Here is a 23131-nt window from a genome sequence, read left to right as displayed (position 1 = left end):
CTCAGAACATGAAGGAAGACCTCATGGACATCATCTGCTGTCCGCTCGACAAGCACGACCTGGAACTCGACGTCGAGTCCCGCGAGGACGGCGAGGTCATGTCGGGGACGCTGACGTGCACGGAGTGCGGCGAGACCTACCCCATCGAGGACGGCATCCCGAACCTCCTCCCGCCGGACATGCGCGAGGAGGCGCCCGCCTGACTCGGCAGGGAACCTTTTTCTAACCCCGGTTCCATCCCCCGAGCGTGCCGGAGACCCTGACGGTCCACCTCAACCGCGAGGAGCCACGCGACGTCGCGCCCGAAGCGGCGTCCCTGGAGACGGACCGCTCGTTCGTTCTGCGGTTCGTCAACCACGGTGGCCCGCTCCACGTCCACCTCCACCTCGACGAGGCGCTCGGCGCCGTCGCCCGCCCGTCCTCGACCCAGGTGTACGTCGCGGAGGAGGCGACCACTGACGTCGAAGTCGCCATCCCGCCGGGACACGACCCCGTGAAGGGGTATGTCGACCTCGTGACCGGCTACGGCGCCCAGGAGGCGAGGCTCAACGTCACGGTGACCGCCGAGCGCAAGGACGGCGGTCCCGAGGTGGCCGTCGACGAGACGCTCGCGGAGAAACAGAGCGCCGAGACGGACGCCGGGGGGACGACCACCGAGGGGGTCCGCAACCTCGTCCTGGCGGGCGGCGGCGTGGTCCTGGCGGCCGCCCTCGCGCTCGCCGTCGCCGACTCGCTGGCCCTCGTTCTGGGCGTGCTCGCCCTGCTGGCGGGCGTCGCCGTCGCAGCCTACCTCCTCTTCGTCTGAGTCCGTCCGGGCCGTCAGTCGTGGTCCTCGGGGTACGTCGGCGTCCCCGAGAGGCCGTGTTCGTCCATCCGCTTGGCGCGCAGGAACCGCGCCCGGTAGCGGTTCGCGCCCTCGTTGACGTCCGCCTCGCGGATCTCGTCCGTGCGGCCGTCTGCGACGGTCCCGATGATGTCCTCGATTTGTTCCTTCTCGGCCGGCGTCAGCTCGAAAGTGTACTCGCGGCTCTCCTCGCGTTCGAGCGTGACGAACTTCCGCGCCGCCGCGACGAACAGCGAACAGGGCTCGCGGCAGGGGAACTCGCCGTCGCCGCGCGGGACGTCGAGTTCGGTGTCCTCGTCCTCGTCCCACTCGCGGCGCTTCAGACACTGCGAGTCGACGCAGCAGGCCTCTGCGGCCCACTCCAGGGCCTCGCCGTCGAGCTGTTCGACGATGCTGTAGATGCCGGTCTGGCGGCCCGCGGCGTCGGCCCAGTGATCGACGTCCAGGTCGCCCTCGCGCTCGCGGTACCAGTTGGCGACCGTCGCGGGGTAGATGTACTCCACGGTCTGGACGAGGTCGCTGCCGTCGAGGTCCACGAACGCCCAGCCGTGGGGGAGCGACGGTGCAGTCGAGAGCGGGCGGTAGCGCCCCTCGTCGTCGTGCTTGACCAGGTGGCGCGCATCGAGGGGGTCCGTGTACGCGTCGACGTCCTCAGAACGCTTCGCGTTCTGATGGGTGGTTCGAGAGGGCTTCGCCCTCTCGTCATCCCGAGAGACGCAGAGCGACTCTCGGGCGACTGCGGAAGACGACTCAGTCGTCTTCCGAACGTCTTCGCCCACGTCGTCCTCGTGGCGCACCTCGTAGCGCCGGGTGCCACCCTCGCTCAGGACGACTGTGATAGCGAGTTCGCCCCAGTGGCGCGTGTGGCCGCCGCGCAACTGCTCGTACCGGTCGGGGGCCAGGTCGTCACCCTCCAGCCATCGGAGAAACGCGCGCCGCGCGGTGTCGTGGCCGCCGACCTCGCGTTCCCAGTAGTACCAGTTCGTCGCGTACGGGTCGTCGGCGTACCCCCGGAGTTCCTCGGCGGAGACGACGGCCTCGGCCTCCGGCGTCTGCCAGCGGTACGCCTCGCGGAACGGTTCGACGGTCAGGCCATCGAAGTCGATGCCGGCGTCTGCGGCGTCGAGGAGCGCGTCGGCGACGGCGTCGACGGTTTCTGGTGCGGACATCAGTCCCCCGCGCTCGCGGCGTTCGCGCCGCCGGTTCGCTCGCGAACCAGTTCGATGGCGTCCGCGACGTCGGCGCCCGCCTCTGCCGCCCGTTCGAGCACGACGTCGGCGACGAGCGGTTCCGTGCCGACCGCGCCCGAGTACCAGATGCGGTGGCCGTCCACTTCGCTGGGCACGTCGTAGCCGGTCCGGTAGTCGTCGGTGAGGCCCATGTCTTCGGGGATGTCCTCCTGGGTGTGGAAGCCGTCGGCGACGAACAGCGGGACGACGACGATGTCCTCGGCGTCGAAGAACTCGGTGACGTCGTCGACCTCCGGGTCCTCGTCCATGAAGACGGCCTGCACCTCCTCGAAGCGTCCCGTCTCGCGGATGCGGTCGGCGTGGTAGTAGATGGCCTTCGCGGAGTTCTCGTTGCGCTCGGTGCCGTGGCCGACGACGGCGAGGCCGAAGCCCGGCCCGACGTCGTCGTCGCCCGTGATGGACTTCGCGCGCTGGACGATGACGTCGCTCATCGAGTCGTGGGTGCCGACCGGGCCGCAGTAGTGGACAGTCTTGTCCACGTCCTCGGCGCGCAGGGTGACGTGGTCGGCGTCGGTGCCGTCTGAGTCCCAGTCCGCGGGGTCCCAGTCGTCGAGGCGGAGTTCTCGCGGAATGACTTCTTCGGTGAAGTAGCCCTCCGAGATGAACAGCGGGACGACGAACACCTCCTCGGATTCGAGCGTGCGGAGAACTTCCCGGAACGACGGCTCCTCCTTCCAGAACGCCTCGCGCACTTCGTCGAAGGCACCCGCCTCGCGGATGGTGTCGGCGTGCGCGAACGCCGGGTCCGAGGACCCGGGGTTGAGGTGCGAGCCGTGCCCGACGATGACCAGCGCTTGCATGCTCGCGGGTAGGGACGAAGCGACCTTAGGGATTCGGGAATCGGGGGAATCCGGTGTTCACGTCGCCCGCGCGGAGTCGATGGACTGCGAGCAGCTACGGCCGGCGGTACAGCGAGTAGGCGATGCAGAGCAGACCGGCGAACTGGAGTAGGCGGACGCCGAGAGTGAACGGCGACTGCAGCGCCGCGTCGATGACGCCGTACTGGAGCAGCACGGACCCGACGAAGGCCGCCGTGTTCGTCACGGCGGTCAACAGGATGAGTCCGGCCGAGAGGTACTGCATCGCTTCGCTCTGGTGGCGCCGGAAGCCCCGGTAGGCCTGGTAGCCGACGAACAGGCCCACAGCAGTCGAGGCCAGCGACACTGCGAAGATGGCGACGTACCAGGCGTCCATCAGAGTCCCTCCCACATGCGCGTGAATCGGTCGGCGACGTCCTCGGACTCGCACTCCACCTCGGTGGTGAACTCGCCGTCGGCGAGTTCGAGCGTGAACCGCTGTAGCGTCGCGCGGTAGACGCGGTGGTGGTTGCCGTCCGAGCGGACGTTGATCGACTCCTCTAGCAGTCCCAGTTCGGTGAGGTCGTCGATTCTGCGGTACACTGTCGCCGTCGATGCGTCGCACGCCTCGCTCAGTTCACTGGCGGACATTGGTTGCGTGCTGGCGGCAGCGAGGATCGCTCGGGCGTGCTCGTCGTCGAGCACGGAGAGCACCGCGGTCGGGTCGCTGTCCTCGCTCACACCCGCCATTTCAGCCCCGGGGATTTAAAGACGGTCGTCGCTCGCAGGAGCTGAGATTTAAGCCGCGGGGGCGCCGAGGGGAGGCCATGACGAAGGCGGCGACAACCCGGGACGCGATAGACGACCACCCGTTCCTCCGACAGGCGCTCAGCGCTGGCGTCGTCAACCACGCCGCCGCGGCGCGCTTCCTCGACGTGGACGGCGACGAGGAGGCGGTCGCGACCGCCATCAGGCGGTACGGCGAGGAACTCTCGAACTTCGACGCCGGTGAACGGGCGGCCACCGTGTCGATGGAGTCCGGTCTCGGCCCGAGCGAGGACGGGCTCCTGGTCGTCTCCGGACACGGCTACGCGCCCGGCGAGGGCTGTCTCACCGCGCTCCTGGCCAACGGCGACGTGGACTCGCGCGCCCTCTCGTTCGCGCTCGACCGACTCCACGCGGCCGACGTGGAACCCGTGGCCGCGGGGGTCGCCGAGGGAGCGCTCGCGCTGCTCGTCGAACGGCGGGACGCCGCGGACGCGCTCCGGGTCGTCGAGGACGCCCTCGAGAGCGTCCCGCGGTAGCCCCGCCCCACCACAGACAGACGCCGCCAGTTCCGACGCTTTGAAACGCTGGCGCGCGTAGCATCCGGGGATGACGCTCTACGTGTCGAACACCCTCTCCGGCGAGCGAGAGCCCTTCGAGCCCCTCGACCCCGACAGCGTGCTCGTGTACACGTGCGGGCTCACGGTCTCCGACGACGCCCACCTCGGGCACGCTCGCCTCTGGGTGCAGTCGGACGTGGTCGTGCGCTGGCTCGCGAAGGCCGGCTACGACGTGCGCCACGTGCAGAACTTCACGGACGTGAACGAGAAGATCGTCGCCCGAACCGGCGAGGACGACCTCGGCGACAGCGAGGCCGCGGTGGCGCGCCACTACATCGAGTCCGTCATCGAGGACATGCGCGCGCTGAACCTCGACCGCTCGGAGGTCTACCCCCGCGTCTCCGAGCACGTCCCCGAGATAATCGACCTCGTGGAGACGCTGATCGAGGAGGGCTACGCCTACGAGACCGACGGCTCCGTCTACTTCGACGTCACAACCTTCGAGGACTACGGGAAGCTCTCGGGCCAGAAGGTCGACGAGGTGGAGCCACAGGGCCCCGAACACGAGCAGCGCGAGAAGCGCCACCCCGCGGACTTCGCGCTCTGGAAGGCGGGCGGCGTCGACCCCGCGGACGCCAACGAACACCGCGACGAGTCCCTGCCGCCGCTGGACCACGAGTCCGGCCAGACCTGGAACTCCCCCTGGGGCGAGGGCCGCCCAGGCTGGCACATCGAGTGCTCCGCGATGAGCATGACCCACCTCGACGACCACATCGACGTCCACGTCGGCGGTCAGGACCTCGTCTTCCCCCACCACGAGAACGAGATCGCCCAGAGCGAGGCGGCCGCCGGCGAACCGTTCGCGAAGTACTGGCTCCACGTCCGCCTGCTGGAGACCGAGGACGAGAAGATGAGTTCGAGCCTCGGCAACTACTTCACCGTGAAGGACGCCGTCGCGGAGTTCGGTGCGGACGTCGTGCGGATGTTCCTCGTCTCGACGTCGTACACGCAGCGACAGACGTTCTCGGAGGCCACCGTCTCGGAGGCCGAGGAGCGCTGGGAGCGCCTCGAACGCGCCTACGACCGCGCCGTCGAGGCGGCGGACAGCCCCGACGCCTACGCGACTACCGTCGACGAGGACCTGCGGGCGGCCGTCGAGTCCGCGCGCGAGTCGTTCACCGCCGCGATGAACGACGACTTCAACAGCCGCGCGGCGGTGAGCGCACTGCTCGAACTCGCCACCGCAGTGAACCGGCACGCCGACGCCGCCGACAGCTTCGACTATCGCGGGCTCGTGGACGCCGTCGAGACGTTCGAGGAATTCGGTGGCGACGTCCTCGGCTTCCGCTTCGGCGACGCGGACGAGGGCGGCGACGTCACGCTGGCGGACGACCTGGTGGAACTGGTCCTGGAGGTCCGCGAGGAGGAGCGGACCGCCGGAAACTACGAGCGAGCGGACGAACTCCGCGACCACCTCGAGACGCTCGGGGTCACCGTCGAGGATACGGACGACGGCGTCTCGTTTCGACGCTGAGGCGTCTGCCAACAGGCTTATTTCCACCCGACGGTGTCGGTAGGTCATGCATAGACGAACAGCAGTCGTCCTCGCGTTCGCAGCGCTGGTCGCGACGAGTGGTTGTCTCGGCATTCTCAGTGGCCCAGTGACGTTCTCCGCGTCGGCGGCGACGGTGGGGGACAGTACGCTCGATGAGACCGGCTACGAGGAGGCGTCGGTCACGAGCAGCGAGATTACCAAAACGTTCTCCGCGGCCGGCCAGTCGAAGAACGTCACAGTCACGAACCAGGTGGCGATGTACGAGCGCAACGTCGACGTTCCCGTGCTCGGCGAGCAGCGCGCCGCGGTGTTCTCGGCGTTCGCCAGCCCCGAAGTCAGCGTGGTCGGCCAGACGTTCAACCCCATCAAGGACTACTCCAACCGGGAACTCGCCGAACTCGCCCAGGAGCAGTACAGCAGCCTCTCCATCGGGGAGGAAGTCGGCACGCGGACCGTCACCGTCCTCGAGGAGACTGCTGAGGTCTCGAAATTCGACGGGACCGCTACCTTCCAGGGCGGCCAGTCGGTCGACGTCTACGTCCACGTCACGAAAGTGAAACACGACGGTGACTTCGTCGTCGCCGTCGCCATCTACCCGCAGGCGCTGGACGACGAGCAGCAGCACGTCGACGCGCTCCTCGAGGGACTCGAACACTAGCAGACTCGCCGGATTGGCCGGTGAGGGACTCCGGCGCTTTTGCCCGACTCTTCGTCGACCGTCCAACTCCGGTGGCAGAGGCCCGGCTCGAACTTTACGTTCCAGTACCCCACAAAACCCGCCGTTAAATTATTATGGTTTGGCCGCTGACTGGAAGGGGAAGGTGGACCAATGACGTGTACTTCGACCGAGTCGGAGTCCCTCGACGAACTCATCCGGCTGCTCACGGACTCGTGTCGCAGAACGCTTCTCCACGTACTCGTCACTGGGCCACACGACCAGTCCGTCGACGACGTCGTGGACCAGGTGGTCGCCGAATCCGAGGCGCGCGGGGCGCGGCCCCCCGATAGAGGACGGATTAGGTCGGAACTCCACCACAAGCACCTCCCGACGCTCGACGACCGCGGCGTCGTCGACTACGACCCGGCCAACAACGCTGTCACCTACCTGCCGGACGAGGACCTGGAGTCCCTCCTCGAGTTCGTCGACACGTTAATAACCGACGGGGAGTAGGCCTCGTCGACACATCCTCCGCCTTCCAGCAGTAATCTGTACGTACACTGGACCACTCCTGTCGCTCGGTCGTTGGCCGTTGTTCCTGGGGAGCCGTGGAGAAAACGGAGAAGAGTGGGGTCTGAACGCCCAGCGCGCCGGAACCGAGCACGCTCGCGGAGGTCGACCCCCGGCAGTTCGGGGTTTGCCCCTCGTTACTGCCGGCGCTATTCGTCGTCGTCGTCGCCGGCTTCTGGCTCCAGGAGGTGCGGGCTGCGCTGGTACTTCGGTGTGGTCGCAAACTTCTGCATACGCTGCTTGTCGGCGTCGGTTATCTGGTGTGCCATCGACCCTCTCTTGGTTAGATTCGGCTAAAGTAATATCTACAGTAACCACAGTATACACCGCCTAAAGGTCGGTCTACGACCGGTTCTGCCGTGCCCTGAGCCGAAGACCAGCGGGACAGCCATCGGGCGGCTCCGAGGAAGACGAACCCCACCACACGGCGGTGAAGACGCCGTCTACGGGTCGGAGACGTCTCTACGCGCCGAGCAGGAGGATTCGCCCAGAACCAGAGATGGCCCGGCGTTGGAGGAGGGTGAGCTCGTCACCCATCGCGCCGGCCCAGGACGGAGGACAGGTGGTCGCTAGCTGTCGTACTCGTCGGCTACGTTCGGTCGAGTACGTCGTTCGAAGGTCCGCGCTGCGAGCAGGACGGTTGCGATGGCGACAGTCGTCGCGAGTAGTTTGAGGCGCATGGCCAGACGTATCGAGCCCCCGAACCCAGTTCGTTATACAGCGGCTTCCACCGCACCGGAGCTCGACGAACGGTGCTGACTACTCTACGAGCGCGAGTCGAACGGGATCGTGGACGTCGAGAGGAACGAGGACCGCGCTACCGCTACTACCGCGACCAATCCCACGCCACGGTCGACGGTCCGCCGTCTACTGTGGGTGGACGACCTCGGCGCAATCGGGGCACTCGGCGTACATCGCGGGCCACCCGTCGCACTGGTAGCTGACGAGCAGCCCACCCTTCGGGATGGTCGTCGCGCAGTGCGGACAGTCCCCGAGGACGGTTTCTGGGCCTTCCATGCTTCCCACGGCGACCCCCAACAGCTTTGTTACGACTCGACTAGCCACGGTCAAATGTAGGCTGGAGTCGCCCGTGGGGCTCACCCTGCCGCCCCTGGCGTCGCTCCCCGTTCGAAGTCGCCGTTCACAGGAAGGAGGCCGCCCGGGCGGAGTGTGGAAAACAGTCGTCAGTCCGCGGCAGCACGCCTCACGGGGTGGTTAACAAAGGAGGTAGCGGTCGAGCAGACAGACGGGGCGCAGACGAACCACGCCCCTCGGAACGGCTGCTCCCCACACCCCCGAACCGGAGCCACTTTCTCCCCCACCCCCGTTTCGGGACCTCACTTGCTGAGGTCCTTCGCCTGGATTAGCTCCCACGCTTCCTGTCCCTGCTCCGTGATGCCGTAGACGCGGCCCTTGCGCCGCTCCTCGGGCACGAGCAGTTCGACGAGGTCCCGCTCGCGCAGCGACTTCAGCGCCCGGGAGACGTGGGTCACGGAGAGCTCGACGTCGAGGTCCTTCCCGTCCCGGACCTCCCGGCGCAGGCTCTTGCTGAACGACTTCAGCATCTCGTCGGTGTCCTCCTCGACGTCGAGGTGGTAGGTGAAGGAGGTGTCCAGCGAGAGGTTCGACCAGACGTACGGGCGCGGGTCGGGGTAGGCGGTCGGGCAGACGGTCCGGAACAGCGTCATCGAGGCGTCGACGTCGAGTTCCTCGAGCACCTGCTCGGCGAACCGGCCGTTGACCTGCTCTTGCTTGCGGCGCTTCGGACTGGTCGGCATCACGATGGGGCCGAGTCGCGGGATGGCGAACCCGGGCGGCGGCGAGAGGATGGCCCGTCCGACCGCGCGGTCCTGCACGACGACGGGAAACAGCCCGACAGGCTGGTCGCCCTTGAATCCGCCGTACAGTTTGAGTTCGCCGGCTGTGTGCTCCTCGAGAACGCCGAGCGCCGCGGGCGTGTGGAACACCTCGAATCCGGACGACGGAAGCGCCTCTCCCCACTCCTCGCGTGAGAGCTGCTCGATCTCCATGTACTGGTGAGGGGCGGCCGCGAACCGTTTGTTATAGAGCGGCTACCGACCCCCCGGTGGGTCAGTCGGCGCCGGTCCCGACCGGCCGCTCGTCGAGGGCCGCTCGCTCGTAGAACTCGCCCGGCGACCCGACCCACGCGCCGAGGTCGAGCGCGCGCTCGACGAGGCGGCGGTAGAGTCGTCCGTAGCCCGGGAAGTCCCGCTCGCTGAAGTGCCGCGGGTGCCAGAGAATCGTCATCACGGCGTCGTTCTCGCGTGCCTCCTGGAGGGTCTCCTCGCAGGCCGTCCACGCGGCGTCGAAGGAGTCGCCGGGGTCGGGGATAGCCTGCTCCATGATCGTCAGCGGGAACACCACGAACTCGTCGTCGAAGGGTCGCTGGAGGCCGTAGCCGTGCTGGAAGCCGTAGTCGTCGCTGGAGCCGAGGCTGGCGTCGTAGCGGAGGCCGAGGTCGCGCTGGATGCGCCAGGTCACGGGCGCGTCCAGGTTGAGGTAGTGCTGTCGGCCGCCGACCACGCTGTCTCCGAGCACCGCTTCGACGGCGCCCTTCTCGGCGGCCAGGCGGTCGGGGTCGTCGAAGGACTCGAAGGAGCCGTGGAGTCCGACCTCCCAGCCGCCGTCGTCGAGGGTCTGGACCAGTTCCCGAATGGCGGGGTCGTCCAGCGAGTACCGGCCGCCGAACAGCTGCCAGCCGGTCTTCGAGACCCACTCGCGGACGGACCGGTCCCGGAGGCGCTGCTCGTCGAGCAGGTAGAACGCCGACCGCACGCCGAGGTCGTCCTCGATGGACGTCACGCGGTCGAACTGCCAGTACGGGTTCTCCGCCGAGAGCAGCCCCGAGAGGTGGTTCCAGCGGTTCTCCGGGTCGGTGAGCGCGTAGTAGAGGTACTGGTAGGTCTTGTACGGCCGGTCGACGTCGTGGGTGAGCAGGAGCGCGAACTCGTGGCCGTCTGGAATCGGGCGCTCGCCCTCGCCGTCGAGGCCCACCTGCTCGGGAGCTTCCGCGTAGTTCTCGCGGTTCCCAATCACGGTCCGCCGACCTCCTCTGCGAGTTCGACGGCGAGCGCGGTGACGTCGACCTTCTCCGCGAGCAACTCGCGCCGGCGGCGGCGCCACCGGGCGCCCGCGTCCGGGTCCGCGGCCAGCGTCAGGGCCCGCTCGACGGCCTCGTCGGCGTCCATCGTGGAGGTGACGAGGCCGTACTCAGCGAGTTCCTCGAAGACGCTCATCTCGCTGTCCAGCGGGTTGTAGCGCACCGCGGGCGTGGCGAGTAGCCCGGCCTCCGTCGCCATTGTTCCGGAGTCGCCCACGTAGAGGTCCGCGAACGCGAGCAGGTCGAGCATCGCCTCCGGCGGCGTCGGCGCTTCGTAGGCGCCCAGTTCGTCGGGGAGGTCGTTCTCGCCCGTGACGTAGACGTCGCCGTGCTCGGAGAGGCCCTCCACGAGGTCCGCGACCTGCTCTCGCGAGAAGCCTCCAGAGCCGTGGTCGTGGTGGGCGTCCATGGCGACGAGGCGGACGACCGAGAACGGCTCGTAGGGGTCGATACCGGCCTCGTACAGCGGTTGGGGGTCGGCTTCGAAGCGCGCGGGGTGGAGGTAGGCGAGTTCGTGGAACCCCTCGTAGCGCAACTGCCGGCCGGGCACCTCGCGGTCGAACTCTGCGGGAGTGCAGACGACTTCCGCGAACGGCGCCGTGAACCGCTCGACGAGGCCCGCGACCTCCGTGTCGTGGAAGACGACGTTCGGGACGCCCAGCGCGCGCGAGACGTGTGCGGCGGCCGGATTGAGGTGACTGAGCACGACGTCCGGCGAGGTGGCTCGCATGAAGCGGAACAGCCGCAGTTCGCGGCTCACCCACTCCCGGGGGAGCGCGAAGCGCCCTGTCTGCTTGCCCGTGAGCGGCGTGTGCTCGATGCCGTAGGCGTCGAGCAGTTCCGTCGTCACGTCCTTCTCCCGGGACGCGACGCTGACCTCGTGGCCGCGCTCCTCGAGGGCCGTGATGGCGTTCCGGAAGAGGTGGACGTGCGCCGGGTGGGTGACGTCGACGAGCGCGTGCATCAGTCGACCATCCCGTCGTCTGCCCGGCGCCGCGAGCCCGGCGCGCTGCCGTCGGGCCAGCCCCCCGGCGACCCCCCGTTCGTTTCCCCCGATGCGTCCGTTCGTTCGTCCAGTGCGTAGGCGTTCGTGGTCATGATGTTGCTGTGTCGTCCTCGAACAGTCCGACGCCGCGTTTCACGAGGTTCGCGGCGCGTTCCTTCGAGCGTTCGACGACCAGTTCGGGCAGTGAGTCCACCCACCGGTTGGGGTGGACGAGCAGGCACGCCCGGTCCAGTTCGCGGTCGTGGAGGAGCCGAGTGAGGGCCGACGTGGTGTCAGCGGAGACCGGTTTGTCGTGGCAGCCGACCGCGCGCCGCTCGACGCCAGTGGGGACGTCCGTCCAGGTGCGTCCGACGTCCGAGAAGTACGGGACGTCGACGAAGTCCACCGAGAGGTAGGCGTCCCCCACGAGGTCGTAGTCCGCGAAGCCGGGCGCCTCCGCGCCCGCCCACAGTTCCTGGTTGTCGTGGGGCGACAGCGGCGTGTCGTGCATACAGACGGTGTCGACGTCGCAGGCGCGGCGGAACACGCGGAGATTGTTCCGGAACAGCGCGTGGGCGAGTTCGGTGTCGCCGCCCGCGTCGGCGTAGTCCTCGTACTGGTAGCCCACCTCGTGGCCGAGCGCCTCGACGCGCTGCACGCGCTCCGGGGAGAACGTCCTCGCCCGGTAGTAGTAGGTCGCCCGGACGCCGTACTCGGCCTCCAGTTCCGCCATGCGCTCGGCGTTGTCGGGCTTCCGGTCGACGTCGTGGCGGAGCACGACGAACCGTTCCGGGAGTCGCCCCGCCGTGAGGTACTCTCGGACGGTGAGGGTGTCGTAGCCGGCTTCCGCGATGGCGTCGAGGAGGTCGGCGTAGCCGGCCATCGTGAACCCGTCGTTCACTGCCACCCCCTCCCGACTGTGTACACCCGGTGGTCCGTGCCGGAGAGGTGGAGCGCGTCGTGCCCGTCCACCACGACCATCGGGTCGAACGTCGTCCAGTCGACGGTGTCGAACTCCGCGTGGGCGGTGGCGAGCACGGCGGCGTCGAGGTCGCGGTCCGCGAGTTCGTCGAGTTCGACGTGCTCTGCGGGCACCCCTTCGGCGTCGACGAGCGGGTCCGCGGCGAGGACCTCGGCGCCGCGATTGTCGAGGTCTTCGCAGATGTCGACGCCCGGACTCGCGCGGGTCTCCTGGACGCCCGCCCGGTAGGTCAGTCCGAGAACGGCCACCGTCGCGTCCTCGACGGCGCCCCCGTCCGCCGCGTAGACGTCGTTCTGCTCCTCGGCCTCGTGGGCGGCGGCCAGCCCCTCCGAGACGGTGTCTACAACGAACCCGGGCATCCCGTCGTTCACGCGGCGCGCCGTCGCAACGAGCGGCGCGTCGCCGTGCAGCCAGTTCAACACGAAGTACGGGTAGTAGGGGATGCAGTGGCCGCCGACGCCGGGGCCGGGCGTGTGGAGGTCACAGAACGGCTGCGTGTTCGCCGCGTCGATGGCCTCACGCACGTCGATGTCGAGTTCGTCGGTGAACTTCGCGAGTTCGTTGGCGAGCGCGATGTTGGCGTCCCGGTAGAGCCCCTCGAACACCTTCACGGCCTCCGCGGTGGTGGTGTCCGACACCGGAATCACGTCGTTGTCGACGATCTCGTTGTAGACGAGTTCCGCGACCCGCGTGCTCTCGTCGTCGTCACCGCCGACGACCTTCGGGTGGGCGCCGCGGATGTCCCCGAGCGCGCGGCCGCTGGCCGTCCGCTCCGGGCAGAACGCGAGGCCGAACTCTTCGCTCGCCACGGTGCTGCGGTCCTCGAGCAGCGGCCGCAGGACGTCCCTGCTCGTTCGCGGCGGGAGCGTCGATTCGACGACGACCAGGTCGCCCGGCGAGAGCCCGCTGGCCACGTCCGAGACGACCGAGGTGACCGCCGAGAGGTCGGGTTCGTTGTTGTCGTCGACGAGCGTCGGCACGATGACGACGTGGATGGACGCGTCGCGTGCCGCCTCGACGCCGTCCGTCGTGGCGGAGAGCGCGCCCCGGCTCGTGAGGTCCGCGACGAGGTCCTGCAGCCCCGGTTCGCGCTCCACGTGGGACCGCCCGGCGTTGACCGCCTCGACGACCGACTCGTCGATGTCGACGCCGGTCACGTTGCCGGACGTCTCCGCGTAGACGGCCGCCAGCGGCAGCCCCATCTTGCCGAGGCCGTAGACGGCCACCGGCACCTCGCCGGTGCGGAACCACTCACGCTGCGTGGACGGCGCCGCCGCCGACCCGTACAGCGAGCGGCTCACTGCGGCACCTCCGTGGCGCTGCGGGTGACGATGAGTTCGTTGATTCGCTGGGCCAGTTCGACCGCACGAACGCCGTCCTCGGCGGTCACGACCGGCTCGGTCCCCTCCCTGACGGCCTCGGCGAACGCCGACAGTTCGTGTTTCAGGGGTTCTCCGTTCTCGACCAGCGGGCGCTCGACGACGCTCTCCGTGCGGTGGCGGATGTCGCCGTCGGAGGCGACGTACTCCGGCGTCGAACTCCGGTGGATCTCGACTGACTGGTCGGTGTAGTCGACGGTGACCCGGCACTCCCGGGCCGTCACCGCCAGTCGACGGACCTTCTGCTGGGTGACGCGGCTAGCGGTCAGCGACGCCACCGCGCCGTCGTCGAACGAGCAGCACGCCGTGGCGTAGTCGCCCTCGGCGGTTCCCGAGGCGGTGACGGACACCGGGTCGTCGCCGAGCATCGACCGGACGATGTCGATGTCGTGGATCATCAGGTCGAAGACGACGTTCGACTCCATCTCGCGGTCGAGCGGCGGGCCGAGTCGCTCGGCCGTCACCGCCATCACGTCGAGGTTTGGGACGATGTCCGCGAGCGTGCGCACCGCCGGGTTGAACCGCTCGATGTGGCCGACCTGGAGGGTGACCCCGGCGGCCCGCGCGGCCGCCGCGAGTTCCCGGCCGCGTGCCGGGTCGTCGACGAACGGCTTCTCGACGAGCGCGTGGACGCCGGCGTCGATGCAGTCCTCGACGAGCGTCGCGTGCACCGGTGTCGGCACCGCGATGGAGACGACGTCCACGCGGTCGAGGAGCACGTCGGTGTCCAGCGCGGACGTCCCGTACTCCGTCGCGACCCTGATTGCGGCCGCGCGGTCGGCGTCGGCGACGCCGACGAGCTTGGTGTCCGAGAGCTCCTGGTAGACCCGCGCGTGGTTGCGGCCCATACTCCCGACGCCGATGACGCCAGCGCGGAGTTGCGTGCCGCTCACGAGTCCATCACACCTGTTTCGGCGACGTTGGCGCCAGTCGGTTGGGCGTCGAACGATTCAACGGCGTCGGCGATGTCGTCGAGGTCCTGGACGGAGAGCGCGGGGTGGACTGGCAAGGAGAGTACGCGGTCGGCTGCTCGCTCTGCGACCGGCATATCCGCGCGAACGTCTGCGTACGCCCCCTGCTGGTGGATCGGTGTCGGGTAGTAGACGCCGGTCTGGACGCCGGCGTCGGCGAGGTGGGCCTTCAGCCCCTCGCGGTCGTCCGAGCGCACGGTGTACTGGTGGTAGACCGAGCGCCGGTTCCGTGGTTCGGCCGGCGTCTCCACGCTGGCGTCCTCGAGGCGGTCGCTGAGGTAGGCGGCGTTGCCGCGCCGGGCGACGTTGTACTCCGCGAGCTTCCGGAGCTGTGCGCGCCCGATGGCGCCACAGAGGCTCGTCATGCGGAAGTTGTGGCCGACGTCGGCGTGGTCGTACCCCGACGTGCGGCCGTGGTCACAGAACCGTCGGACGCGGTCGGCGAGCGCCGAGTGGTCCGTCGTCACCATCCCGCCTTCGCCCGAGGTCATGTTCTTCGTCGGGTAGAAGGAGAAACACGCCGCGTCGCCGAGCGTGCCGACGGGTTCCCCGCGGTACTCGGCGCCGTGGGCCTGCGCGGCGTCCTCGACGAGCGCGAGGCCGTGGTCGTCGGCGATGTCCCTGAGTTGTCGCATCTCGGCGGGCATCCCGTAGAGGTGGACCGCGAGAATCGCGGCGACGTCGTCGCGGCGACAGACGACGTCCTTGACGGTCTCGGGGTCGAGCGTCAGCGTCTCCGGTTCGACGTCAGCGAACACAGGTTCGGCGCCCGCGAGACGGATGGCGTTCGCGCTCGCAATGAACGAGAACGGCGTCGTCACCACGGTGTCGCCGGGGCCGACGCCGAGTGCCTCCAGGGTCGCGTGGAGGGCAGTGGTGCCGTTCGTCGTCGCGACGGCCTCCTCGGCGCCGCAGAAGTCGGCGAACTCGTCCTCGAACTCGCGCACGACGGGGCCGTCGGCGAGCTGGCCGTCCTCGAGCACTTCGAGGACGCGCTCGCGCTCGGCGGCACCGACGTCGGGGGCGGCTATCGGAATCATCGGCTCGCGTTCCCCCCTTCGAGCTCCTCCGGCAGCGGTTCGTGGACGGCCGGCGAGCCGACCGCCAGCGTCTCCGGTGGGACGTCCTCGGTGACGACGGCGTTCGCGGCCACGAACGCGCCCTCGCCGACAGTGACGCCTGGGAGGATCGTCGCGTTCGCGCCGATGGAAGCGTCGTCCTCGATGGTCGGACCCACGAGCTCTGTCGCCGTGCGGAGCGGGTACGGGTCGTTCGTGAGCACGGCGTGCGGTCCGAAGAACACGCGGTCGCCGACAGTCGTGTTCGCGGGGAGGTAGACGCCCGTCTGGAGGCGCGTCCCGTCGCCGATGGTGCAGGCGCCGTCGATGACTGCCTGCGTACCGACGAGCACGTCGTCGCCGATGGTGGTGTCCTCGCGGACCAGGGCGTCGTGACCGGTGGTGAACCGGTCGCCGATTTCTACGTCGGCGTAGACGACGGTTCCCCTGCGGATGGTCGGCTCCGCACCGATGGTCGGCTCGTCGTCCGTTCGTTCGCCGAGCGTCGCGTCTGGGTGGACGTCGGCTTCGGGACCGAATGCGGCGTCAGTCATCGTTCCCCTCCTCCCACGTGGCGACGTTCAGCGCTCGATGCGCGGCTCTCGGGTCGGTTCGGCCGGGCGGTTCGGATAGGTTTGGTTCGTGGAGACATTGTCGACACCGCCGGTGGCGGTTGTCGGTTTATCCCGCGAACGTCTCATTGTTATAGACGCGCTTGCGAGGCGTTAGACCTCGCCTGATGGCGATTACAGGGTTTCGTCCACAGCCCGAGTACGGAGTGGGTTACTCCTCGTTCGGGTGGGGGTCCCCGGTGGTCTCGGCGGCGTTGCAGTAGCGGTCGATGTCCGCGCTGGTCTTCCCCGGCCGCGAGTTCATGTTGACGTTCGTCCGGGTGATGACGGAGTCCTTCGCGGAGATCGGGTCGCCCGTGACGGAGATGTACGCGTTCTGGAGTTCCCCGACGACGTTGTCCGCGACCAAACCGTCCCGGTTCTCGCCAGTCTGGTGGACGCAGACGCTGTCGAACTTGCAGCCGTTGCGGTTCGCCGCCTGGATGGCCTCGCCGCCGGCAGCCGACCCGGTGATGACCACGTTCTCACAGCGGAACGGCCCCCGTTCGGCGCCCTCCCCCATCGGCTCCTTGATGCGGACGGCGTTGACCTTGTCGGCGTCGACCTTGATCTGGCAGTTGCGGACCGTCGCGGAGCCGAGCTCCGAGGAGAACGTCACCGCGCCGTCGCTCGTCGTGACGTCGAGCATCTCCACCAGGCAGTCCTCGACGAGCAACGACTTGCCGCTCCGGAGACGGATGCCCCGCATGTTCTCGCCGGCGCCCGAGGCGTCGTCGCAGCGGACGTGCACGCCGCGGACGACGCTCTCGTTCGCTGTCTCGATGCGCACGCCCGCGATGCCGTTGTTGAGGAACGTTCCGCCGAGCACCTCTACTCGCCCTTCCGGCGGGTCCGCGTAGAGGCCGTTGTCCGGGAAGCCGGCGACGTGGCAGTCCACGAACCTGATGTCGCCGTGGTTCTTGTCGCCGACCTCCATGCCGGTGACACCCATCCCCGGGACGCCGCCGTCGGGCAGGTTGACGTCCCTGACGAGCGCCTGGCCCGACTTGCTCGTCACGTCGAACCGGAGGACGTCCTGTCTGACGTCGATCTCCCCGCGGACCGTGAGGTTCTTCGCGACGATCTGGTCGTCGGCGCTCACGAAGAAGGGGCGGACACCCGTGTTCTTCGCGGTGCAGTCGAACGTGAGTCCTTCCACCAGCAACTCCGAGAGCGTCGACGGGTAGCCGAAGCCGAACATGACGCCCTGGAACCCGTCCGGTGGGACGATGGTCGCGTTCTCACCCACAATGCCGAGGCGGTCGCTGCCACCGCCGCCGAACATCAGCGTGTCGGTGACGCGGTAGCGGCCGGGCGGCAGGTAGAGCAGTCGGTTGTCCACCAGATGCTCCTTGAACAGGTCGTCCGCGGGTCGGTTCCCCGTCTGGTCGGCGCCCATCTCGCCGAAGTTCACGACCTCGTCGAAGCCGAACTCCTCGGCGAGCGACCGCGGGTACTGTTCGTTCCCCGGTGGTTGCGACGGTGGACCGCCCGACCCGTCCGAGTCGGGCTGTCCGTCCCCCGTCGTCGACTGCTGGTCCTGAGAACCGCCACAACCGGCGACGGCGACGAGTGCGGCGGTGCCGATGCTGGAGAGGACCGTCCGGCGGTTCATAGTGATGGTAGAACGATGCTAGCCAAGCGGGTTTGTTATGGAGCGATTCCGTCGAGTAAGCCCGGCCTGAACCCTCGATTTCTGCCGGTAGAAGCGCTCGGTGGCTCTCTCCGGTCTCACTCGATGTCGACCCTGGTGCTGTCCTGTTCGGTGTCTGTCTTCGGCACCGTAACGGTGAGCACGCCGTTCTGCATCGTCGCGGCGGCGTCGCTACCCCGCACGCTCGCCGGGAACTCCACCTGCTGGCTCGAGGTGCTCCGGGAGCGCTCCTGGCGGATGAACTGGCCGTCGTCCTCCTCGACTCTCTCCTCGCGTGACCGCTCGGTCTCCACGGTGAGCGTTCGTCCGACGAGCTTGACCTCCACGTCGTCGGTCTCGTGGCCGGGGAGGTCGACACTGACGACGAACTCCTCGTCGTACTCCACCACGTCGAGGCTGGGCTGGGTTCCTCGCTGGCCACCGCCGCCGGAGTCGTCGAGTCGCTTCTGCATCTCGTCGACGATGCGCTCGAAGTCGCCGAACGGGCTGTTTCTGGACATCGTCGTCGATTCGGGGCCAGCGAGCTTTGTTAGGACGCTGTTAGGACGCGCACAACGTAAGTAGACTCGGCCTGTACCAACGGTAAGATGGTCCCTACGACGGTCGAACGACAGTGACGGGCGAACAGTCCGAAACCCACAGACGGCTCCGGGAAGTCTTCGAAAACGACCCCCGGCTAGAACAGGAGTACGTCCGGGTTATCCCCGGCGAGGGCGGCGACGAACCTGTGGTCGTCGTCGGCGTCGCACACGACCACCCCTCCAGTGTCTATCGCGCGCGAACCGTCGCAGCCGAACTCGACCCCGACACGCTCGCGCTCGAACTGCCGGACGTTCTGGTGGGGATGTTCGAGGAGTACGCCGCCGCGGGCGGCGAAGAAGGCGGCGAGATGGCCGGCGCTATCGCCGCGACGACGGCCGACGAGGTCGCGGGCATCGACGTCCCCGGTCGGCACTCGGTCGGCGCCCTCTTCTCGGAGCTGCGGGCGGCCGACCCGAACCTCGAGACGGCCGCCCGCGCGGTGTACGGTTTCGGGCGGTTCGTCACCCACACCGCGCTCGGCTGTCTCCGCCATGCGGGAGTTTCGGACCGGTGGCTCGGCAGCGGGTTCGAGCGGACGCGCACGTACGACTGCACCCCCGAAGCGTCGCCCACAGAGCAGGCCGCGCACGAGCGATCGCACCTCCAGCGCAGCAGCACGCTGCTGCGCGCGTTCGACCCGCCGAAAGCGACCCGCATTCTCGACGCGACCCGGGAACGGTTCATGGGGCGTCGGCTCGCCGCGATGCGAAAAGAGTCGTCGGTCGTCGCCGTCGTCGGCTACGGCCACCTCGACGGCATCGAGGCTGCGGTTCGCGGCGCCGGGAGCGCCTGAGGCGGACTCAGTCCTTCAGATACACCTCGTCGTCGGTGAACGAGCGCACGTGGGAGTTGTCGAGCGCGAACATCTCCTTGTCGTCCTTCGCCCACCCCAGGCGCTGGCGGATGCTCGTCGACAGGTCGCTGTCCGGCTGGACGTGCGCGGTGTCCTCCTCGACCTCCTGGACGGTTCCGACGCTGTCGCCGTCGTTCGTCATCACTTTCTTCCCCTTGTCGTCGGCGTTGAACGCGCGTACCATAGTCAATCAGGTGACGGGGCGCCGCTGTCCGGCGTCGTCACCGGTCACGCTCACGCCTGACGAGCGCATTGTAATACTGCAGCTACGCGGACGATGGCCACGACTGATTCGAAAGAACCGACAGACTGCGACGGGTTCGAACGGGGCGAGGCGCTCTCGGCGGACCACAGATGGTAAGCCGCGGTTACAGTCGATAGCCTCAGCGCTCAGTTATCTGGCTGGTAACGGGACCACTCGGCGGCCGAGAGGCACGCACAGCGCCGCTGCGGGGACGGGGCGGGCTTCCCGGGTAACCGGACGAAGTGGGCCCCGGGTGAAGGAGGTGTATAACCAAATCCGTGGCCTGTGCGTACATCAACGATGCCACAGTGTAGAAACTGCGGGAGTCACGTGACAGTCCAGTTCGCACGAGTGTTCGGTGACAACCAGGACTCGGTCCACAACTGTATGGACTGTGTGCCGAACGCTGAGCTCGACGACGGTGCCGCGTCGAACTCACAGAGTCGGTCTGAGTCGCCGCTCGCGTGGAGCGAGTGACGAGAGTCGCCGCTGGCTCCCGGCCCGGTGTCTGATCGGGCGGCTACGAACGGGGGTAGTGGGGCAGTGCCCGCACGCGTTCGTCGACAGCGGCTGTTCGTTCTCTTCTCGCCTGCGTTCTTTCCCGACCAGGAGGCCCCGAGTCGCGGTAGATGGGGCGGCTACCTGGGGGATGCCGAGAGGACCGCCCAGCGGGTGCGTGAGAACGTGCGATGACTGACGTTTAGACGGGATTCGACGGTCTGGTCCGCCGATTGTACCGGCGAGTCTCGCTGACACCGGCCTGTCACTGTTCCGCGCGGGCCGGGTACCGCCCCGGAATTGTCGGCCTCCCCGTCGCGGACGGTCCGCCCAGCCGACCCGCGTGGGAATCCACGCAGTAGCGGTCCTCGAACGTGACTCCTACCTGGTAGTTATCGGGTTCAGTCGGCACGCGTCCCGGGGGCCCGGTGCGATAGAACCCGGCAAAGCGAAGCTTCTGCCCGAATCCACCGATTATTTAACCCCCGAACGGTAAGCAACGGCAGCGACAAACGAACTCCATGCCATCTGATAAGAACCTTTCCCGGAATTCGACGCGTTCAGATTCTGACACGGGCATCTTCCGGTCGGACTGGACCTCCTACGGGAACCCGAGCACCGCTGTCGCGGAGGCAGTCGCGGAAGCGACGGGGAAAGAGCAGACGGAGCTCGACCCACTACAGCACAGCGTCGACGCAGACGCACTCGACGCACTCCTAACCAACTCGGACTCGCCGCGCCTCGAACTCTCGTTCACGCACGACGGTGTCGACGTCCGCATCACCGGCGCGGGCGTCATCGAGATCTGGACGTAGGGCCGAGCACACGCTCGGTGACCGAGAGCGGTCACAGTAGCTTGCTGTACAGTCTGCCCGATGCCTTCTCTTGGTACCTACGTCTAGCAGTGCGAGCAGCGTCCTGTGAACGCTCACGCGGACCACGATGCGCCTGGAGCGCAGTGTCCTGCGGTCGTAGGTCACGCGTCCTTCGCGACGCGCGTACTGTCCTCCCTACCGCTTCCCCCCGCAGAGTACTCGACGTCGGGTGCGAGGCAGAATACGCCTAAATCGCCGCCTCGACGCCTGGTAAGAGCCTCTTACCCGCGGAATAGGCTGCTGCTTCCCCAAGTACGCCGCTCGTACCGCCTCGACAGTCACAGTAGCCAACACCTTCCGCCTCGAAAGCCGCTTCTATAGATGGGTAAGGGGTATCTACCGTCGTTCACCTTTATCTGGTATCTAACTCGTCCCTATCTTGCATCCATCTGTCCGCAAGAAGGAGCATCCTACTACCGTCGGACGGCTACCCCGTCAGAATCCCTTTTTAGGTAACCCCAATCTACCGGTCCATGGCGAAACGCCACAACGACGACGAAACGCAGAAAGAGACTCCTACCGACGCGAGCGACGAGAAAGCTCCGTCTACCAGCCGGCGGACGTTCATCAAGACAGTCGGTGCGGCCGCCGCAATCGGCGGTAGCACGACCCTACTCGGCAATGCGCGGGCTCAGGGCAGTGTCGAAGAGTTCCTCGACGCGAGTGGCGACGTCACCATCCCCGCTGGCGAGTACTCGTGGAGCGGCTCGGGCGTGGACATCGCGTCCGGCGACTCGCTCGTCGGCGAGGGGAACCCTGGCGACGTCGTCTGGAATCTCGAGTCCGGCACGATGTCCGGCTCCGTCGAGGGGACACTCGAGAACGTCGTGGTCCGCGGCGACAACCCACAGTCGAAGTCCGGTCTCGACCTCCACCCGGGCAGCGTCGTCGACGGCTTCATCTGGCCGGAGGGCGGCGGCCAGGGCGAGGACCGCGCGTTCTACCACCCCGACGGTGGCAGTGAGCGGACGACCGTCCGGAACTCCGCGATCGCGTGGATGGCGAACAACGGCGCGTACACCGACAAAGCACCGGCGACGTACGAGAACGTCGCAGCGGTCAACAACAACATCGCCAACATCCGTGTCGGTCACCGAGAGAGCGCCGGGACGTCGAACCCGATGGACCACACGACGTACATCCGGAACTGCCTGGTCGCCGTGACCCAGCAGACACGAAGCGACTACGAGGCCGGTTCGTACGCCCGCGGCATCCGGATGCGCTACCCGGGCAACTTCGTCATCGAGAACTGCTACGTCGTCTACCTCGACGTCACCGGCACGGCCGACCTGGTCGAGATCCACGACGAAGCGCCGGGCGCCAACGTCGAGATCCGGAACTGCCACTTCCACAACGACACCGACGGCTGGGTCGTCCGCGACAAGACCGGCGGTGACTGCACCGTCACCATCGAGGACTGCACGTTCTCCGGCTCGGGCAACCGCGGCATCCAGCCGGACTACTCCGGGAACGGACTCACGGACCAGGAGGTCACGGTGCCCCTCCCCTCGGAGATCACTGGCTACGCCGTCGCCGACGAAATCGAGGGTGTTGGCTCCGACGTCGGCCCTTTTGGGAGCGGTAGCGGCACGACCACCCAGGAGCCGACCGAGGAGGAGACCACGACGACGGAGTACGAGCACACGCTCGTTCTCCACGGCGACCCCGATAACCCCACGTCCAGCGACGCAGTCGCTGGCGACTTCGACCTCGACGTGGTCGTGAGCGGCGACGCGACGCTCGGCGAGCACGCCGAGTCCGGCAGCGACTCCATCACGACGCTCTCGGACGGGAACACGCAGGTCGAGATCAACAACCTCGGGCCCGACGAACTGGACTCCTTCCGGTTCACCGGCACAGTCGTCGACTACGCGCTCGACGACGGTTACGACTACACGCTGGCGCTCAACGGCGTCACGACGACGTTCGAGGAACTCGTCGCCGACGGCGCCACCATCTACGACGAGTCGACCGGGAAGACGACGGACGACAGCACGAGCGACGACACCACGTCTGATGGCAGCACGTCCGACGGCAGCACAGACGACCCTCTCCCGCACCGCGTCTCCGTGTTCGCGCGGGACAAGGAAGCCGCGTCGACGTACACGTTCACGGTGACAGAGGAAGTCACCCGGGACGCCGCGGCGAGCGTCGTCACCAGCGACGGCAACGAGTGGGACGAACTGGAGGACATCGCCAGCGACGGACAGGTCGTCGGCATCGTCGGCAGCGGCGTCGACTCCTACCGGTTCAGCGGGAGTGTCGAGAACGTGACGGTCAGCGGCGACGCCGAGATCGCCATTTACCGGGACGTCTAAC

General features: G+C 67.8%; 29 protein-coding genes. 10 read left to right on the top strand and 19 right to left on the bottom strand.

Going from position 1 to position 23131, the window contains the following annotated elements:
* Nucleotides 1-8 precede the first annotated feature (8 nt).
* Nucleotides 9-203 (top strand): hypothetical protein, encoded by a 195-nt coding sequence (locus HALDL1_10860; protein AHG04043.1) that lies wholly within the window; start codon nt 9-11, stop codon nt 201-203.
* Between the two features lie 44 nt (nt 204-247).
* Complete coding sequence (locus tag HALDL1_10855; GenBank protein ID AHG04042.1) at nt 248-805, top strand: hypothetical protein; 558 nt, start codon at nt 248-250, stop codon at nt 803-805.
* A gap of 14 nt (nt 806-819) precedes the next feature.
* On the opposite strand, the gene HALDL1_10850 is transcribed toward HALDL1_10855, so the two are convergent.
* The 4 genes from HALDL1_10850 to HALDL1_10835 all read right to left on the bottom strand — a co-directional run bounded on the left by HALDL1_10850 (nt 820) and on the right by HALDL1_10835 (nt 3632).
* Nucleotides 820-2013: a hypothetical protein gene (locus HALDL1_10850; protein ID AHG04041.1), complete on the bottom strand. Its 1194-nt coding sequence runs from the start codon at nt 2011-2013 to the stop codon at nt 820-822.
* Nucleotides 2013-2894, bottom strand: a complete 882-nt coding sequence (locus HALDL1_10845) for a hypothetical protein (protein ID AHG04040.1) — start codon at nt 2892-2894, stop codon at nt 2013-2015. The genes HALDL1_10850 and HALDL1_10845 overlap by 1 nt, the downstream gene beginning before the upstream one ends.
* Before the next feature lie 94 nt (nt 2895-2988).
* Complete coding sequence (locus HALDL1_10840) at nt 2989-3303, bottom strand: hypothetical protein (GenBank protein ID AHG04039.1); 315 nt, start codon at nt 3301-3303, stop codon at nt 2989-2991.
* Nucleotides 3288-3632 (bottom strand): ArsR family transcriptional regulator, encoded by a 345-nt coding sequence (locus tag HALDL1_10835; protein AHG04038.1) that lies wholly within the window; start codon nt 3630-3632, stop codon nt 3288-3290. Before HALDL1_10835 ends, HALDL1_10840 begins: the two co-directional genes overlap by 16 nt.
* Before the next feature lie 86 nt (nt 3633-3718).
* Here HALDL1_10835 and HALDL1_10830 point away from each other — a divergent pair, with 86 nt between their 5' ends.
* From HALDL1_10830 to HALDL1_10815, 4 genes are all read left to right on the top strand, one after another.
* The gene (locus tag HALDL1_10830; GenBank protein ID AHG04037.1) at nt 3719-4195 is read left to right on the top strand and encodes a hypothetical protein; all 477 of its coding nucleotides are present in this window, start codon (nt 3719-3721) and stop codon (nt 4193-4195) included.
* A 70-nt stretch (nt 4196-4265) separates the two neighbouring features.
* Entirely contained in the window at nt 4266-5750 is a 1485-nt protein-coding gene (locus HALDL1_10825) for a cysteinyl-tRNA synthetase (protein AHG04036.1), read from the top strand.
* A 46-nt stretch (nt 5751-5796) separates the two neighbouring features.
* Nucleotides 5797-6429 (top strand): hypothetical protein, encoded by a 633-nt coding sequence (locus HALDL1_10820; GenBank protein AHG04035.1) that lies wholly within the window; start codon nt 5797-5799, stop codon nt 6427-6429.
* 171 nt (nt 6430-6600) lie between these two features.
* A complete protein-coding gene (locus HALDL1_10815; protein ID AHG04034.1) occupies nt 6601-6942 on the top strand; it encodes a hypothetical protein in 342 nt (113 codons plus the stop codon).
* 206 nt (nt 6943-7148) lie between these two features.
* On the opposite strand, the gene HALDL1_10810 is transcribed toward HALDL1_10815, so the two are convergent.
* The 14 genes from HALDL1_10810 to HALDL1_10745 form a co-directional block, all read right to left on the bottom strand.
* The gene (locus HALDL1_10810; protein AHG04033.1) at nt 7149-7268 is read right to left on the bottom strand and encodes a hypothetical protein; all 120 of its coding nucleotides are present in this window, start codon (nt 7266-7268) and stop codon (nt 7149-7151) included.
* Nucleotides 7269-7568: 300 nt separating this feature from the next.
* Complete coding sequence (locus HALDL1_10805; protein ID AHG05296.1) at nt 7569-7679, bottom strand: hypothetical protein; 111 nt, start codon at nt 7677-7679, stop codon at nt 7569-7571.
* A 187-nt stretch (nt 7680-7866) separates the two neighbouring features.
* Nucleotides 7867-8016, bottom strand: a complete 150-nt coding sequence (locus HALDL1_10800) for a hypothetical protein (GenBank protein AHG04032.1) — start codon at nt 8014-8016, stop codon at nt 7867-7869.
* A gap of 320 nt (nt 8017-8336) precedes the next feature.
* Nucleotides 8337-9029, bottom strand: coding sequence for a hypothetical protein (locus HALDL1_10795; GenBank protein AHG04031.1), 693 nt, complete (start codon nt 9027-9029; stop codon nt 8337-8339).
* Nucleotides 9030-9090: 61 nt separating this feature from the next.
* On the bottom strand, nt 9091-9984 hold the full coding sequence (locus HALDL1_10790) for a hypothetical protein (protein AHG04030.1): 894 nt from the start codon (nt 9982-9984) through the stop codon (nt 9091-9093).
* A gap of 68 nt (nt 9985-10052) precedes the next feature.
* Nucleotides 10053-11084, bottom strand: coding sequence for a hypothetical protein (locus HALDL1_10785; GenBank protein ID AHG04029.1), 1032 nt, complete (start codon nt 11082-11084; stop codon nt 10053-10055).
* A complete protein-coding gene (locus tag HALDL1_10780; protein ID AHG05295.1) occupies nt 11084-11218 on the bottom strand; it encodes a hypothetical protein in 135 nt (44 codons plus the stop codon). The genes HALDL1_10785 and HALDL1_10780 overlap by 1 nt, the downstream gene beginning before the upstream one ends.
* Complete coding sequence (locus tag HALDL1_10775; GenBank protein AHG04028.1) at nt 11215-12012, bottom strand: hypothetical protein; 798 nt, start codon at nt 12010-12012, stop codon at nt 11215-11217. The genes HALDL1_10780 and HALDL1_10775 overlap by 4 nt, the downstream gene beginning before the upstream one ends.
* Complete coding sequence (locus tag HALDL1_10770; protein ID AHG04027.1) at nt 12003-13388, bottom strand: nucleotide sugar dehydrogenase; 1386 nt, start codon at nt 13386-13388, stop codon at nt 12003-12005. Before HALDL1_10770 ends, HALDL1_10775 begins: the two co-directional genes overlap by 10 nt.
* Nucleotides 13385-14359 carry an oxidoreductase gene (locus HALDL1_10765; GenBank protein ID AHG04026.1) on the bottom strand — a complete coding sequence of 325 codons (975 nt, stop codon included), beginning with the start codon at nt 14357-14359 and terminating at the stop codon, nt 13385-13387. The genes HALDL1_10770 and HALDL1_10765 overlap by 4 nt, the downstream gene beginning before the upstream one ends.
* Entirely contained in the window at nt 14356-15477 is a 1122-nt protein-coding gene (locus HALDL1_10760) for an aminotransferase DegT (protein AHG04025.1), read from the bottom strand. The genes HALDL1_10765 and HALDL1_10760 overlap by 4 nt, the downstream gene beginning before the upstream one ends.
* A complete protein-coding gene (locus tag HALDL1_10755) occupies nt 15474-16049 on the bottom strand; it encodes a transferase (protein AHG04024.1) in 576 nt (191 codons plus the stop codon). Before HALDL1_10755 ends, HALDL1_10760 begins: the two co-directional genes overlap by 4 nt.
* Nucleotides 16050-16278: 229 nt before the next feature.
* Entirely contained in the window at nt 16279-17721 is a 1443-nt protein-coding gene (locus HALDL1_10750) for a hypothetical protein (protein ID AHG05294.1), read from the bottom strand.
* 116 nt (nt 17722-17837) lie between these two features.
* A complete protein-coding gene (locus HALDL1_10745; GenBank protein AHG04023.1) occupies nt 17838-18260 on the bottom strand; it encodes a molecular chaperone Hsp20 in 423 nt (140 codons plus the stop codon).
* A 113-nt stretch (nt 18261-18373) separates the two neighbouring features.
* On the opposite strand from HALDL1_10745, the gene HALDL1_10740 reads away from it, so the two are divergent.
* On the top strand, nt 18374-19135 hold the full coding sequence (locus HALDL1_10740; protein ID AHG05293.1) for a hypothetical protein: 762 nt from the start codon (nt 18374-18376) through the stop codon (nt 19133-19135).
* A gap of 7 nt (nt 19136-19142) precedes the next feature.
* On the opposite strand, the gene HALDL1_10735 is transcribed toward HALDL1_10740, so the two are convergent.
* Nucleotides 19143-19379, bottom strand: coding sequence for a hypothetical protein (locus HALDL1_10735; protein ID AHG04022.1), 237 nt, complete (start codon nt 19377-19379; stop codon nt 19143-19145).
* A 360-nt stretch (nt 19380-19739) separates the two neighbouring features.
* Between HALDL1_10735 and HALDL1_10730 the strand changes: the two genes are divergently transcribed.
* From HALDL1_10730 to HALDL1_10720, 3 genes are all read left to right on the top strand, one after another.
* On the top strand, nt 19740-19916 hold the full coding sequence (locus tag HALDL1_10730) for a hypothetical protein (GenBank protein ID AHG04021.1): 177 nt from the start codon (nt 19740-19742) through the stop codon (nt 19914-19916).
* A 542-nt stretch (nt 19917-20458) separates the two neighbouring features.
* A complete protein-coding gene (locus HALDL1_10725) occupies nt 20459-20752 on the top strand; it encodes a hypothetical protein (GenBank protein AHG04020.1) in 294 nt (97 codons plus the stop codon).
* 533 nt (nt 20753-21285) lie between these two features.
* Nucleotides 21286-23130 carry a hypothetical protein gene (locus tag HALDL1_10720; GenBank protein AHG05292.1) on the top strand — a complete coding sequence of 615 codons (1845 nt, stop codon included), beginning with the start codon at nt 21286-21288 and terminating at the stop codon, nt 23128-23130.
* Nucleotide 23131 lies beyond the last annotated feature (1 nt).

Origin of the sequence: Halobacterium sp. DL1, assembly GCA_000230955.3 — an archaeon.
Taxonomy (GTDB): Archaea; Halobacteriota; Halobacteria; order Halobacteriales; family Halobacteriaceae; genus Halobacterium.
The sequence above is the reverse complement of the archived record's forward strand: the minus strand, read 5'-3'. Positions and strand labels throughout refer to the sequence as shown.

What these genes read in the sequence shown, in the direction of transcription:
- HALDL1_10805 (AHG05296.1), bottom strand. Translation starts at nt 7,679, where the DNA reads ATGCGCCTCAAACTACTCGCGACGACTGTCGCCATCGCAACCGTCCTG.
- HALDL1_10830 (AHG04037.1), top strand. Translation starts at nt 3,719, where the DNA reads ATGACGAAGGCGGCGACAACCCGGGACGCGATAGACGACCACCCGTTC.
- HALDL1_10760 (AHG04025.1), bottom strand. Translation starts at nt 15,477, where the DNA reads ATGATTCCGATAGCCGCCCCCGACGTCGGTGCCGCCGAGCGCGAGCGC.
- HALDL1_10720 (AHG05292.1), top strand. Translation starts at nt 21,286, where the DNA reads ATGGCGAAACGCCACAACGACGACGAAACGCAGAAAGAGACTCCTACC.
- HALDL1_10750 (AHG05294.1), bottom strand. Translation starts at nt 17,721, where the DNA reads ATGAACCGCCGGACGGTCCTCTCCAGCATCGGCACCGCCGCACTCGTC.
- HALDL1_10815 (AHG04034.1), top strand. Translation starts at nt 6,601, where the DNA reads ATGACGTGTACTTCGACCGAGTCGGAGTCCCTCGACGAACTCATCCGG.
- HALDL1_10820 (AHG04035.1), top strand. Translation starts at nt 5,797, where the DNA reads ATGCATAGACGAACAGCAGTCGTCCTCGCGTTCGCAGCGCTGGTCGCG.
- HALDL1_10810 (AHG04033.1), bottom strand. Translation starts at nt 7,268, where the DNA reads ATGGCACACCAGATAACCGACGCCGACAAGCAGCGTATGCAGAAGTTT.
- HALDL1_10735 (AHG04022.1), bottom strand. Translation starts at nt 19,379, where the DNA reads ATGGTACGCGCGTTCAACGCCGACGACAAGGGGAAGAAAGTGATGACG.
- HALDL1_10845 (AHG04040.1), bottom strand. Translation starts at nt 2,894, where the DNA reads ATGCAAGCGCTGGTCATCGTCGGGCACGGCTCGCACCTCAACCCCGGG.
- HALDL1_10780 (AHG05295.1), bottom strand. Translation starts at nt 11,218, where the DNA reads ATGACCACGAACGCCTACGCACTGGACGAACGAACGGACGCATCGGGG.
- HALDL1_10860 (AHG04043.1), top strand. Translation starts at nt 9, where the DNA reads ATGAAGGAAGACCTCATGGACATCATCTGCTGTCCGCTCGACAAGCAC.
- HALDL1_10850 (AHG04041.1), bottom strand. Translation starts at nt 2,013, where the DNA reads ATGTCCGCACCAGAAACCGTCGACGCCGTCGCCGACGCGCTCCTCGAC.
- HALDL1_10800 (AHG04032.1), bottom strand. Translation starts at nt 8,016, where the DNA reads ATGGAAGGCCCAGAAACCGTCCTCGGGGACTGTCCGCACTGCGCGACG.
- HALDL1_10825 (AHG04036.1), top strand. Translation starts at nt 4,266, where the DNA reads ATGACGCTCTACGTGTCGAACACCCTCTCCGGCGAGCGAGAGCCCTTC.
- HALDL1_10785 (AHG04029.1), bottom strand. Translation starts at nt 11,084, where the DNA reads ATGCACGCGCTCGTCGACGTCACCCACCCGGCGCACGTCCACCTCTTC.
- HALDL1_10755 (AHG04024.1), bottom strand. Translation starts at nt 16,049, where the DNA reads ATGACTGACGCCGCATTCGGTCCCGAAGCCGACGTCCACCCAGACGCG.
- HALDL1_10730 (AHG04021.1), top strand. Translation starts at nt 19,740, where the DNA reads ATGCCACAGTGTAGAAACTGCGGGAGTCACGTGACAGTCCAGTTCGCA.
- HALDL1_10745 (AHG04023.1), bottom strand. Translation starts at nt 18,260, where the DNA reads ATGTCCAGAAACAGCCCGTTCGGCGACTTCGAGCGCATCGTCGACGAG.
- HALDL1_10795 (AHG04031.1), bottom strand. Translation starts at nt 9,029, where the DNA reads ATGGAGATCGAGCAGCTCTCACGCGAGGAGTGGGGAGAGGCGCTTCCG.
- HALDL1_10725 (AHG04020.1), top strand. Translation starts at nt 20,459, where the DNA reads ATGCCATCTGATAAGAACCTTTCCCGGAATTCGACGCGTTCAGATTCT.